Annotated in this window: 15 protein-coding genes and 1 pseudogene; all 16 read left to right on the top strand. The window is 64.3% G+C overall.

The genetic code is table 11. From position 1 onward, the window contains the following. On the top strand, positions 1–457 hold a 457-nt coding region (locus VMR39_RS13940), incomplete at its 5' end, for a thioredoxin fold domain-containing protein (RefSeq protein ID WP_325416588.1). Further along, complete coding sequence (locus tag VMR39_RS13935; protein ID WP_325416587.1) at positions 444–674, top strand: hypothetical protein; 231 nt, start codon at positions 444–446, stop codon at positions 672–674. The genes VMR39_RS13940 and VMR39_RS13935, both read left to right, overlap by 14 nt. After that, positions 655–969, top strand: a complete 315-nt coding sequence (locus VMR39_RS13930) for a hypothetical protein (protein ID WP_325416586.1) — start codon at positions 655–657, stop codon at positions 967–969. The genes VMR39_RS13935 and VMR39_RS13930 overlap by 20 nt, the downstream gene beginning before the upstream one ends. A 131-nt stretch (positions 970–1,100) precedes the next feature. Continuing rightward, positions 1,101–1,367, top strand: a complete 267-nt coding sequence (locus VMR39_RS13925) for a type IV conjugative transfer system protein TraL (RefSeq protein ID WP_043153801.1) — start codon at positions 1,101–1,103, stop codon at positions 1,365–1,367. Between the two features lie 11 nt (positions 1,368–1,378). Next, complete coding sequence (locus VMR39_RS13920) at positions 1,379–2,008, top strand: TraE/TraK family type IV conjugative transfer system protein (RefSeq protein WP_414712514.1); 630 nt, start codon at positions 1,379–1,381, stop codon at positions 2,006–2,008. A gap of 115 nt (positions 2,009–2,123) precedes the next feature. Then, on the top strand, positions 2,124–2,831 hold the full coding sequence (locus tag VMR39_RS13915) for a type-F conjugative transfer system secretin TraK (RefSeq protein WP_422663729.1): 708 nt from the start codon (positions 2,124–2,126) through the stop codon (positions 2,829–2,831). After that, positions 2,828–4,180 (top strand): TraB/VirB10 family protein, encoded by a 1,353-nt coding sequence (locus VMR39_RS13910; protein ID WP_325416585.1) that lies wholly within the window; start codon positions 2,828–2,830, stop codon positions 4,178–4,180. Before VMR39_RS13915 ends, VMR39_RS13910 begins: the two co-directional genes overlap by 4 nt. A gap of 26 nt (positions 4,181–4,206) precedes the next feature. Further along, positions 4,207–4,812 carry a TraV family lipoprotein gene (locus tag VMR39_RS13905; RefSeq protein ID WP_325416584.1) on the top strand — a complete coding sequence of 202 codons (606 nt, stop codon included), beginning with the start codon at positions 4,207–4,209 and terminating at the stop codon, positions 4,810–4,812. Further along, complete coding sequence (locus VMR39_RS13900; RefSeq protein ID WP_325416583.1) at positions 4,809–7,328, top strand: TraC family protein; 2,520 nt, start codon at positions 4,809–4,811, stop codon at positions 7,326–7,328. The genes VMR39_RS13905 and VMR39_RS13900 overlap by 4 nt, the downstream gene beginning before the upstream one ends. Continuing rightward, on the top strand, positions 7,325–7,654 hold the full coding sequence (locus tag VMR39_RS13895; protein WP_325416582.1) for a hypothetical protein: 330 nt from the start codon (positions 7,325–7,327) through the stop codon (positions 7,652–7,654). Before VMR39_RS13900 ends, VMR39_RS13895 begins: the two co-directional genes overlap by 4 nt. Next, on the top strand, positions 7,651–8,058 hold the full coding sequence (locus VMR39_RS13890; protein WP_325416581.1) for a hypothetical protein: 408 nt from the start codon (positions 7,651–7,653) through the stop codon (positions 8,056–8,058). Before VMR39_RS13895 ends, VMR39_RS13890 begins: the two co-directional genes overlap by 4 nt. Then, positions 8,055–8,291, top strand: a complete 237-nt coding sequence (locus tag VMR39_RS13885; protein ID WP_325416580.1) for a hypothetical protein — start codon at positions 8,055–8,057, stop codon at positions 8,289–8,291. The genes VMR39_RS13890 and VMR39_RS13885 overlap by 4 nt, the downstream gene beginning before the upstream one ends. Before the next feature lie 79 nt (positions 8,292–8,370). Then, entirely contained in the window at positions 8,371–8,946 is a 576-nt protein-coding gene (locus VMR39_RS13880; RefSeq protein WP_325416589.1) for a conjugal transfer protein TraW, read from the top strand. Continuing rightward, on the top strand, positions 8,943–9,956 hold the full coding sequence (locus VMR39_RS13875; RefSeq protein WP_325416579.1) for a TraU family protein: 1,014 nt from the start codon (positions 8,943–8,945) through the stop codon (positions 9,954–9,956). Before VMR39_RS13880 ends, VMR39_RS13875 begins: the two co-directional genes overlap by 4 nt. A 322-nt stretch (positions 9,957–10,278) precedes the next feature. Then, positions 10,279–12,210 carry a hypothetical protein gene (locus VMR39_RS13870; RefSeq protein ID WP_325416578.1) on the top strand — a complete coding sequence of 644 codons (1,932 nt, stop codon included), beginning with the start codon at positions 10,279–10,281 and terminating at the stop codon, positions 12,208–12,210. Then, positions 12,207–12,748: pseudogene (locus tag VMR39_RS13865) on the top strand (conjugal transfer protein TraN); the annotation flags it as partial. The gene VMR39_RS13870 and the pseudogene VMR39_RS13865, both read left to right, overlap by 4 nt.

Here is a 12,748-nt window from a genome sequence, read left to right as displayed (position 1 = left end):
CGATCCTGCGAAAGCACTAGTGATCGGCCCGGTAGATGCCCCCACGGTCTTCGAATTCACCGACCCCGACTGTCCCTACTGCCAGGCGCTCGACCGCTTCTGGAGCGCCAAAGCTGCCGAGGGCAAGCCGGTAAGGCGTCTCATCTTCTTCGTGAGCGGCATCCATCCGACCGCAGCCGCCAAGGCCGAGCATATCCTATGCTCGGCCGATCGCGAGGCGGCGTTTCAGGCGGCCTATTCCGGCCAGACCCCGCCCGTGCTGCTTCAATGCGCCGCGGGGCATGACAAGGTTGCCGACGATGCTGAACTTGTCGCCAAGGTAGGCGTCTCCGGGACACCGACCCTGATTGCAGACGGCAAGCTCATCTCGGGCTTCCAGCAGGCCGAACTCGAGGCATTCCTCGACCGACATGCAAAGCCGGCACTGACGAAGGCAGCATCCGATGCGCAGCGCTGACCTGAAGCGCACCGTCGCGGTGACTCATACATATTTTCCGGAGGGCATCCGGCCCGGTCCGATCTCGGCCGAGCAGATGAACCAGGATACCGGCGGCGGCGGGCTCGCGGAGCCGTCCACCGACGCCCCGGCCGACACCGATCTTCCTTCGATGCCGGCAGGCTTGGGTTGGACGGCTCCTTTTTTGGAGCAATGCCATGATGCGTACATTCGGTAACAAGGTCCTGGTGGTGGCCAATTTTGGCCTCCCTTTAGGCGCGATGGCCCTGGTCGGTGGTCCGGTCCATGCCTTCTCGGCGCCAGCCCAGGGCGATCTCGGCTACGATATCTACGATATCGTCGTGAACCAGGGTGTGAAGGGTCCGATGGGCTTTGTGGGCGGTGTTGCCGCCTTCCTGTTCGGCGTCTCGCGCCTCTTCTCGAACATCATGATCGGCATCCCGACCATCGTCGCGGCCGTCTGCCTCATCAAGGCGGACTCCATTCTCCAGACTTTCGGGATGGTCGTCTGAAACGCGCGGCAGGACTGCGCCCCGGCTGACCGGGAACATGCAGCCCATACCGCCACCAAGCTGGGGACCGATGGTCGGTCTCCGGAAACCGGCACCTTTGTAGGTGTCATGAAGCAGGAGGAGAAGGGCAGATGGACGAACGCCTTCCGCAATATCTGCATCGGCCGGTCCAGATCCTGTGGTTCGGATCGGACGAGTTCCTGCTCGCGACCTCGAGCATATTCGTGGCCGCGATCGTAGGCGGACTTGTCGGCTGGGCGCTCATCGCCGCCCTTCTCCTTTTCATCCCGTGGAAGCGGACCAAGCCCAGGGGCTATCTGCCCCACCTGGCCTGGCGCTGGGGCCTTGTTTCCTTTCCTTATTATCCGGGTCCGACCCAGACCCGTTTCTTCGAGTGAGCATGATGGGCATGTTCGGACACAAAAGGACAAAGGAGGATCCGCTGCTGGGCAAACCGGCCAGCTACGGCATCCATCGCTACCTGCAGGGCTCGGCCAACCTGTTCGAGGAGAACCGGCTGCTCAAGGTCGCCATCGCCGGCATGTTCGGCGTCACCGCCGTGCTGGGCGTGGTCATCTACACGACCAACCAGAATGCCCGGACCGTGATCGTCCCCTTCGGCGCCACCGGCGATCTTCACGTCTCGGGCAACACGCCGTCCGAGGCCTATATCGTTGCCATGACGCGCAACATCGTGGCGCTGTCGGGAACATGGTCGGCCTATTCGGCGGACCGGCAATTCCAGGAGCTGCTCGGGCTCGTCCACCCATCGGCCTATGGCGCGATGCGCGACAGCCTCAACGCCGTGCTCGACGAACTGGCGAACAACCCGACGCTGTCGATTGCCACCTACATCCGCAACGATCAGCCGGTCCGATGGACCGCCCATGAGATCGTCGTCCCGGTCGAGAAGGTCCGCGTCATCGGCGGCGTGATCCGCAAATTCCGGGGCATACTGCGCATCGGCTACGGCATCGAAAATGGCCGCTTCTGGCTGACGCGTGTTTCCGAGGAGCAGTTCGATGTCGAAACACGCTGAAGTGATTTCGAAGCAGGCGGGCACGCCTGCTGGCTCGGAAATCACGGCAACCAGAAATTTCCACGGCGTACCTGCGTGCGCCACCCTATCCGGGCTCGCCTTGCTGTTGCTGGCCATGCCGGCCTCGGCGCAGACGCTCCATGCCCTGCCCGATCAGACCAGCCGGATCCGCCTCTCCAACCGCGACATCAATCATGTCGTCTGCGAGGGCGGCGAAATCGAGGACATCAAATTCTCCGCCGAAAAAGGCCTTGCCGTCGAAAAGGGTGGCTCGGACGCCTGGATCAAGTTCCTCACCCGCGAGATTGACGACGCGGGCCAGGTCACCCGCAGCTATGTGACGCAGCCATCGGAATTCTTCATCAGCTGCAACGGCGCCACCTATCCGCTCTATGCCGAACCGGCGGAGATCCCGGCGCAGACGGTGGTGCTTGTCGCTGGCGCCCGGCAGCGCGCGCAGGCCAATAGCGAGTTGATGGCCGCTCTGGCTGATGAAGATCGCGCGGTCTCGATCACCATGGCTCTGCTCGATAACCGCGTCCCCGCCTCTTTCAGCGAGATCGCGCCGTCGGGCGGCATGATCGCCATCGCGGCAGCGCCGAGCCTGTCAATCGCCGAGCAACGCCGTATCGCCGTTGAGGGCGCGGGGCTCTCTGCTTCCGAATATCATATCCGAACCACGGCCGAGGTGACGCTGGACGAGCGCCTGCTGGTCGATGCGGCTTTTGGGGCAGGCATTTTCTCGGTCACGCTGGACCGCATCCGTCTTGATGCCGGTGAAACGGCCCGCCTGATCGTGGTGCGCCGGGGAGTCGGGCAATGAGCGGCGAGATGGACAAAGACCCGGTGGAGACGCCGGAAGGCCTGTCCCTCTATCAGGCACATCTTGCCGCGCAGAGCGCTGGGCAAAAGGATGAGGCAATGCGCCGTCCGTCCCCGGCCTTGCTCGATTGGAAGGCGCAATGGGCCAAATTGTCCGCGCGGCAGAAGCTGCGCGCGCGCCAACTCGCCGTTGGTGTTGCCGTCGGCGCGCTGGGGATCGGCCTTTATGCAGCGTCCGGCAGCAAGGAGGAAGCCAAGCCTGCCGATCCCGCGGCATCGCTCAACATGGGCGCAGGTCTGCGCGGCGACAGCCTTGAGGTAAAACTGCGCGGGGATTTGAAGAAGGTTCTCGACGGGCAGCAACTGCTTGGTGACAGGGTCAGCGCGATCGAGGAAGGCAAGGTAGTTCCCGGATCACGTGCCCCGGGAACTTCGGGCGGAAGGACAGCTGTCGGCGGTCAAAGCATCGATGGTGATCTGCCTCCCGCGCTGCCCGGCAGCGTGCCCGCCCTGCCCTATCCTCCAGAAACCGGCGACATAAGCGCGGATGCCAACAGGCTGCCCGCACCTCCCACCGGGCCGGTTGCGCCGCCTGCCCCGCCCGCACCGCCGGTCGAGAAGACGGTGGGCGCGATCGGGTCGGCAACCAGTCAGGTCGTGCCGACAGGCACGGCTGATGCATCGGCCTCATCCAAAAAAAAGAATCGGACGATCTATTTACCGCCTGGTTTCATGAAAGCGCGGCTCCTGACCGGGATCGACGCGCTGGCGAGCCGGGACGCGACCAGTAATCCTGAACCCATCATCGCCCGGGTGCAGGCGCCCGCGGTCCTGCCCAATGAGGTGAAGGCCAACCTCGCCGGCTGCTTCGTGGTCGGCAACGCCACCGGGAGTCTTGCCAAGGAGCGGGTCGAGGTCCAACTCGTCTCCCTATCCTGCGTGGATTTCGACGAGCATTCGATCGTCGATCAACCGGTCAAGGGCTTCTTCGTCGATACCGACGGCAAGAAGGGTCTGTCGGGCAAGGTGGTGACGCGGGCCGGGGCGACGCTGGCGCGCGCCTTCATCGCCGGGACCATCAGCGGCATCTCGCAGTCGGTGGAAAGCACGTTCGGCAACACCTCGACCTCAGCCTTGGGAACGGTGCGCACGCTTGATGCCGGCGATGCTGCAAAGACGGGCATTGCCGGCGGGCTCTCCAAATCCTCGGACAAGCTCACCGACTTCTATCTCGATCTCGCCCGTCAGGCTGGTCCCATCGTCGAGGTGGGTGCCGCCAAGGATGTGGTCGTCGTGATCCAGGAGGGCGCCACCCTCGAAATCAAACCCGGCGCGGGAGCCAAATTCTGATGTCCGCGCCCATGGGAGACAAAGCCATGAAGATGCTCCGACCCTGCCTTCTCGTCCTTCCCCTTCTCGCGCTACCAGGCTGCGCGACCATGGGATCGGTGATGTCGCCCTATAGCGAGAAATTCTCGTGCAAGAATAGCGACCATGGCCAGTGCATTCATCCGGGCCAGGCCTATGCCGATGCGGTCGCAGGCCGTGCCTCCAGATCCGATCCTGCCGTCACCCATGATCGCAAACTGCTTGCACCGGACAAGAAGCGAGCCCGCGGTATGGACAAGGGGCCCGCCAGGCTTGCGGCGACACCCTCGGCTATGGCGCAAACTGGCCAGGGCAATGTCGGCGCGCTGATCGAGGGGCCGCAATCGCCGATGCTGCGCCCTTCGCGCACGATCCGGACCTTGATCCTCCCCTATGCGGACAAGCAGCGCCCCGACCGGCTTTATATGGCGCGTTATGTCTATTCGATCATCGACCGGCCGGCCTGGGTTGTCGGCGACTATCTGGTCGAGCCCGGCGGACGAACGCCCGCGCCGCCGGTGCTGCGTACGTTACGCGAGCCCGAACCGGACGCCGTGGATGCCCCGACCGGAGAGTCCGCGCCGCTGGCCGTCCATCCGGAGAACCGGCCATGACCGCGCGGCCCGCTCACAAAAATCTCAGCTACCAGCGCCTGCGCGCCGCCGTGACCCGCGACGCCTATTCCGACTTCCTGCCGATGGTCGCCTGGGTCGAGGAGGAGGAAGCCTTCCTGTGCATCGACGATGGCTGGGGCCAGGCCTGGGAGTTGGTCCCGTCCGCCTATATGTTCGCCCATGTGCAACAGGCGTTGCTCGGCCTCCTCAATATCCATTTCCCCGAAGGCACGGTCCTCCAGCTTATCACCTTCGCCGATCCGCTGATCGATCCGGCGCTTGACGCCTATCTCGATTTGAAGATCCGGCCAGACCCGCTGGTGCAGGCCTCGGCCCGGCGAACGGCGGACTATCTGCGCGCCGGAACCAGGGGGCTCGATGCGCTCCATGCCATCCCGGTGCGCAATTTCCGGCTGTTTCTTGTCATCAAGACGCGGGTCAGCCTCGGCGCCGACCTGCGCCGCCAGGTCGAAGAGCAGCTGGCGAAGATGGGTATCCGGCGTTTGCCGCCGGACGAACTGGTCAGTTTCTATCGCCGGATCTTCAACGGCGTCTTCGCGCCCGCGCCCGGCGTGTTCCTCAGCGAAAGCATCGGCGGCATGCCCGCCCCTTCCATCGCACGGCAGATCATCGAGGCTGGCCCGGACCTTTGCTTCGAAGGCCCCGAGGTCTTCCTCGGCAACCAAGTGGCGCGCTGCCTGACGCCCAAGGCGCCGGCGCGGCGGATCACCGCCGAGCGCGCCAATCGCCTCCTGGGCGGGATGCGCGGGAGCGCAGAAGACAGCGATCAGATCGGAGGGCCGTTCCTCTATTGCCTCTCGGTTCTGTTCGACCACTCGCAGTTCGAGATTCACAAGCGCGCGCAGATCCTTTCGGCGCAGAAGGCCGCCGGCAGCTTCGCGGTGGAGGTCGGCAAGCAGATCGAGGAAATCGGCTGGATCCTCGACGAGGCGTCGAACAGCCGGTTCGTTTCGGTGATCCCTTGCCTGTGGGTGTTCGGCCGCGACGGCGCGCAGGCGCGCGAAATGGCGGCCCGCGCCAAGCGGCTGTGGGAATCCGAACCCCTGCCCTTCATGGTGCAGGAGGAGAGTTATCTGCTCCCGGTCCTGCTGGCCGCCAGCCTGCCCTTCGGCCTCTACCCGGAAAAGCGCACATTGAAGCTGCTGGAGCGGGACTTCCGCATGCCGGTCAAGGCCGCAACCTTGATGGCGCCCGTGCAGACCGATTTTCGCGGGGGCGGCCGCCCGGCCTTGCTCTATGTCGGGCGCAAGGGCCAGCTTATCACGCTCGATCTCTTCGACCCGCGGATCAACAATTATAATTTCATCGTCTCGGCCGAGTCCGGGGCAGGCAAGAGTTTCCTGCTCAATAATCTCTGCCAACAATATTATGCGCAGGGCGCGCTCATCCGGATCATCGATATCGGTGGCAGCTACCGCAAGCTCTGCACGCTCTGCTCGGGCCGTTATATCGACATCGGCGAGGAGCGCCTCGTCCTCAATCCCTTCGACATGGGGCTCGCGCTCGATGGCGAGGACAAGCAGTCGGCTATCGCCATGGCCGTCGCGATCGTCGCGGAAATGGCGAACGCCTCCACCCGCAAGCCGGTGACGACTTCGGAATGGAATCTGCTCAAGTCCGCCGTGCAGTGGACGGTCGATAGCGGGCGGGGCGAAGACGGCATCGACGCGGTGCGCGACTGGCTGGGGCATTATCCCGACAATGCCGCCTCCGATCTCGACCGGGTCGACCATCTCGTGCCAGTCGCGCGCGAACTGGCGTTCAACCTGCGCGATTTCGGGTCGCAGGGTGCTTATGGCCATTTCTTCAACGGTCCCTCGACGCTCGACATCTCGCGCGACGAGTTCGTGGTGCTGGAGCTCGAACGCTTAAAAGCGCTCCCGGACCTCTTTAACGTGATCGTGATGGTGGTGGTGAACGCGGTCACGCAGGAACTCTATCTCTCGGCCCGCGACAAGCCCCGCTTCGTGCTGTGCGACGAGGCCGCGCAGTTCATGACCCGCAGCGACGGGCAGGATCTCTCCCGTCTCGCCGAGGCGTTCGGCCAGGGCTATCGCCGCGCGCGCAAATATCAGGGGAGCTTTGGCATCGTGCTCCAAAGCATGAACGACCTCATGCTCTTTGGCGGCACCGGACAGGTTATCCTGGAAAATGCCGCGACCAAATTCCTGCTCCAGGGCTCCACCTATGACAAGGCGGTGGACAACAAGATCCTCGACTATTCGGGGTTCGTCCTCGATCTCCTGAAATCGGTCCGCAACGCCAAGCCCAACTATTCGGAAGTCTTCATCGACTCGCCGCTGGGCCTCGGCATCGCACGGCTCGTGGTCGATCCGTTCAGCTACTGGATCAACACCTCGGCCCCCAATGAGGTGGCCGCGTTCGAAGCCCTGGTGCGGGCCGGCCGCAACCCGTTGGAGGCGGTGTGCGAATTGGCCAGCGTCGATCCCGCTCAGGTGCTTGGCAGCGCTGCCGGGAACTGGAGGGCGGCATGATGCACAAGCCCGCGCCCCATCCTGATCAGTTGGCGCTCGACTGGGAAAAGGACCCCGCGATCGAGGCAATGATCGAGGCCCGCATCGCCAGCCGCGCGGAAGCTGCCGCCTTCCAATGGCGGCTGCGCCTGGTGGGCATTGAGACCTGCATGATGGCCAGCCTCGTCGTCGCGGCCGGCCTCGCGCTCGACCAGCCGCCGCTTCAGACCATTCGCACAGGGCTTATCGTCGCCGGCGCATGCTTTGCGAGCGGGATGCTTCTCATCGGCTTGTCGGGCGCATGCGGGATGCTTCTCACGCGTTTGCCGCGCTGGAGGCGCAAATGACCGACAGGATCGAACCCTTCACACCCAAAATGATCGACGACATCGGGGCGATCTGCCGCTGCAAGCGCTATCCTGGAGAGAGTCAGAATGATTTTCTGGGTCGCGCGATCCTGTCGCTTCACGAGACCAACGGCGAGTGCGCGCGCAGCCTTGAGACGGCTGACCAGTTGATAGCAGGGTTTCTGAAGGACGCTCGACGCATCCCCGTGCTGGGTCCCGTCATGCAGATCTGCTGCGCCGTTTTTCCGCTCATTCCGTTGATGTTTCTGCTCGGCCGTCCCGTCGTCGTCTACGCTTTGTGGCTTGGTATTGTCTGCCTTGGGCCTGTCGTCGCAGACGCCGGATTCAAGCTGTTCTGCCGTCTTCCGGTTCGTTCCGAGCCGGCAGAGGTCGAACCGGTATGAACGGCATTTTCTCCTCCACGCCAGCGCCTGGGTCCATCCGCCTCCTTGTCGGCAGCCAGGGCTTGCTGCTCGTGCAGTGCTCTATCTCCTGGCAGTTGCCCGACCTGCCCGGCCTGTTCCGGGTTCTTGTCGTACTCATGGCGATCGTCGCAACAGCGGCGCTGATCACCTCCATCATCGGCGAGGATCGCGATAGTCGCGAGCCCTATTGGAGACGGCGTCATGGTCGCTAGATCGGTGCGCCGCCCTGTCCGCCGTCTCCAAACTCTCTCGGGACTGTTGGCCCTGTCGGCACTGGCGCCATTGGCGGTGATGACACCCTCGGTAGTCACGGCCGCGACCAGCACCATCGGCCGCACCTGGCCGATCGCCGAGCCCGACGCACTGAGCGAGATCGAGGGCCGGGCGGCCCATGTTCCCGATATGAAAACTGCTTTCGGTCCGCGCGCAGGCTGGTCGGCGATGAAGGCAGCCACGCTGGGGATCGCACAAGCCGACCGGAACCGCTCGGTGGTCCCCCTCTATACCCTTGATCAGGACATCCGCCTACCCGATGGGAAGCTGCTCTACGCAAAAGGCTACAGCTTCAATCCGCTCGCTTATGTCTCGCTCCCGCAGCGACTCATTGTCGTGCGCCCGCGTGATCTCGCCTGGGCGCTGCGTACCGCAAGGCCCGCCGATTTCATCCTGCTCGCCGCCGGCGCTGCCAAGGACGCCGACGCGATGACGCTTGGCGAGCGCCACGGCCGCGCGCTGTTCCTGCTTGAGGAACGCGTCAAGGCACGGCTCGGCCTGACCGTCGCGCCGGTGATCATCGCGCAGGCGGGGCAAAAGCTGGTGCTGACCGAAGTCGTCATGCCCCCAAACCAGCGGAGGGCCGCGCGATGAGGATGCTCTCGATCCGAAACATCCTGACGCTCGGCTCCGCCTTTGCGGCACTGGCGATCGCGTCTCCCGCGCATGCCTCCAAATGCGAGGCCGGCACAGTGTTCAATCCGATCACCAAAGTTCGCTGGAACTGCATCTTCCCGATCACCATCGGCGGGGTGAAGGTGGGGCCCAGCGACCCCTTAAGCAAGGCGCTCGACGCCCAGTCGGCATCCAAGCCTCTTTGCGCCTGCCGCAAGGGCGTGACCTTCTGGTTCGGGGTGAAGGTCAGTTTCTGGTCGCCCAACCGCATGGTCGACGTGGTGACCGAGCCGGGATGCATGATGGCGCTTGGCGCCGACATCATGCCGACCGGCGGCAAGTTGCAGGGGAGCCAGAGCAGCCTCGCCGACGGCACCAACACCGCCAAGATGTTCGCGCAGATGCATTATTATATCGCGCCGGTCTGGAAGATGCTCGACATGTTCACCGACCTGCCCTGCATCGAGGATAATGGCTTCGACGTGGCGCTGATCACCGAGGTGCTGCCGACATGGCAGTCGGCGACGCTGGGCGCGATCATCCAGCCCGAGGCGATCCTGTTCGGCAATCCGGCCGCAGGCTTGGCCTGCATGGCCGACAGCGCCGCTGCGGCCGCCGGTAAGGTCGTCGATCCGCTCTTCTGGTGCATGGGGAGCTGGGGGGCGACCTATCCGATCGCCGGCGACATCCATTTTGGCGACAGCGTCGAGGCCTGGGCGGGTCTGGCCGCCCGCGGCGTCTTCATGATGGGGCGGCTTGGCGCACTCACGGTCAGTTCGGCGGACGGCTGTTCCTTCATCCCCCAGCCGGTCTGGACCAAGAGCCGCTACAAATTCCAGCTGATGGAACCGGTCAAGGGCGGCCAGTGCGTCAATGTCGGGCGGCCCGGCGCGCTGTGGACCAGCGCCAAGCACGCGCCGGGCAAGGACAATGCGCAGTTCATGCTCTTTGAAAAGGCGATCTGCTGCGCCGGAGTGTCGACGCCATGAGCAGCGGGTCGACTTCCCATAGCCGCGTGCGATCGCCTGGGATCAGCCGATGGTCTGCCCGTCACCCCATGGAGCCAGGCGTTTCCCATGCGGTCAGACCGGCGTCGCGTCCCCCCTGCGGCGTCGGTCGGACGGTCGGCGTGGCCACAGATGCAGACGATAATGCGGCATCCCCCTCCTCGCCGCATATGGTCGTGGCCACGCTGACCGTTTTTGAGGGACAGGCCGTGTTCCGGGCTGAGCTTCCCGAGCGTGCTCCCGGCGCGCTGCTGTTCCGGCTGCGGCGCGGATCCCGGCAGATCATACCGAGCGAGGTTTGGCCATGAGGTCAGGCACCCTGCTCCTAGTCGCGGCGCTCAGCCTGCCTGCCCCGCTTCACGCGCAAACGGCCGAAGACCGCGCCCGCGCTGCGGCAGCCGCCGCGCGGGCGAAGAGCGCGGACAGCGATGCGCTGCTCGGCAATTACGTCACGCCGGGGCTGGCGGGACAGCCCGTCACCACGGTCGATACCTCGAAGGCGTTCACGCCCAACCTTGCCTGCCGGAAAAGCGCGACATTGCTCGAGCTGCTCGCCCAGCCCAATGCGACCGGCGATATCGGTACGCTCAGCATCTCGCGGGACAGCGATCTCGATGGCAGCTTCGATGAGGCATTGACCGTCCCCGTTCCTGCCTCGGGCATCTGCGCCAACGGGATCATTTCCTGCACACCAGGCACCTGGGACGCGTGCCGCTTCTTCCGCTGGGACGCTTCCGCGTCTGAATCGCTCAAGCTTTCGCAGGTCGAGCTGACCGATCTTGCCGGTTGTTACTGCGTCAACAACAGCTGCGGCAACAATCTGGTCTGGGGCAATATGGCCTCGGTGCTCAAAGATCTGGGCGGCGGCGTTGTCGGCGCGCTCACCACGGCCGATCCGCGCATCGGCGTGGCGCAGGCCTCCATCGACGGCCCGGTCATCCGCTATACTGGCGCGCAGACGACATCGTGCAGCGCAGAGCCTCGGATCGGGGTCACGGCGTACAAGGCCAATCCGGGCGCCATAGCCGGTGATGCCTATGGCGCAGCGCAAGCGAGCAGCGTGTTCCAGGCACTTTCCGCTTCTTCGACCGGAACCGGCACGTCGCAGGTGAGCCGAAGCTGCACCATCACCCGGCAGATCGCGCAGGAAGAGATGACCGCCGAGAAGATCATCGATCGCGTGTCCGGCGGCTACGCGACCTATGCCTCAAATTCCAGCAGCCGTACCTTCGTCATGGGTTCGCCGAGCGACAACAGCCTCTCGGGAAGATCCTGCACCCTCTTTGATTTTCATATGACGCTGCGGGTCAAGGAGGCCGAAAGGCTTCAGCAGGTTCTTCTGACGCGCTTTGGCGGTGACGATTGGGCGCAGATACGGATCGATGGCGAACTGGTCGGCTCGGGTCCGGAAGGCTGGACTGGATCCGGACTGCCGCCGGGCAAATGCGAAAAGAAGGGCGCCTTCTATGTCTATCCCAATCTCGATCTCACAGCGAAGCTGACGCAAGGCGATCACGATATCTGGCTGCGTGCCGCGGTCGCCGACGGCGGCGAAGCCTATGCCTCCATCGAAGCGAAAGTGGACGTCGGCTGCAAAACGACCGAGCAGCTTGTCGACACCTGTTCGGGCTATGCATCGAACGACGCATGTCGCCTCGACGACGAAGAGGTGGATGGGGTCACCACCTACCGCAACGGCGTCAACACCGGACTCACCCCCCTGCCCCAGACCCGGTTGATGGGCACCGGCGCGTGCACGACGCAGATCAGCCGCGATTTCTTCGAGCGTAAACGCAGCTATGCCTGCACGGTCGATCTGGGCGCGGTCTCGCGGCCCGATCTCTCCCGCGGCGCCTATATCATCGATCATTCAACCGAGACGCTGCTTGCCGACCGGGTAAGGAATGCCGATGGCGGCTATAGCCTTACGACCCGCGCTTTCTCGCTTCCCGTGTTCGGCAGCGTCAATGCCTGCGAGCCCATCTGCAAGACCCGCAAGGCGCAGGCGAACACCGCCGCCGCGCCCGACGGCGTCACCGGAGCGAGACAGACCGATCCCATAGGCTGGGACACATTCTACCATGCCTGTCAGGACAGCAATGTCTGCCCCGCAGGCGAGGGCGAGGAACTAGTGCAGGGCTGCGGCTGCATCGATGATTTTCCCGAAGCGGTGGTGATGATGCAGACGGTGCGCCTGGGCGGCGCCGACATGGTCTGCACGAGTGCAGCGCGATGAGGCCCGCACGCGCCTTGCTCTTGGGATTCATTCTTGTCACGGCCAGCCTGTCCCTATTCCCTCCGACCGCGATGGCGCAGCCTCTCTGCGCCGTCGACCTCAACGGCAATGGTGATGCCGCTGACAACGGCGAGACGGCACGCTGCCATCTGACCGGATCGGGCGGATGGATGTGCCCTATTGGCGAAACCCCTTGTCAGGCGGATCGGGCCGGAGCGATGCACTGCCCGCTGGGCGATCAATATGCCTGCGCCGTGCCGGCAAGCGGCGGCGCGCCGACTTGCTCGGCCAATAGCTGTATCGACACCAGCGCCAACCCGATCGTCGAGGAGCCGCCGGTCGATGATCCGGGGGTCGAGGCCGATGGTGCCATCGATGCGGACGGCAATTGTCTTGGCGCGATCGAGATCTTTTCCGGACGCGCTGTGCGCTGCCGGCCGGCCGGTCTCAGCACGACCTTCCAGAATTGCTGCAAGGACAAGGGCAAGATCTTGCATGACGGCATGGGCGGTTCGATCTCGTCTATTTCGACCAAGAT

This window comes from Sphingobium sp., assembly GCF_035511395.1.
GTDB lineage: Bacteria > Pseudomonadota > Alphaproteobacteria > Sphingomonadales > Sphingomonadaceae > Sphingobium.
This window is presented reverse-complemented; position numbering and strand designations above follow the sequence as displayed.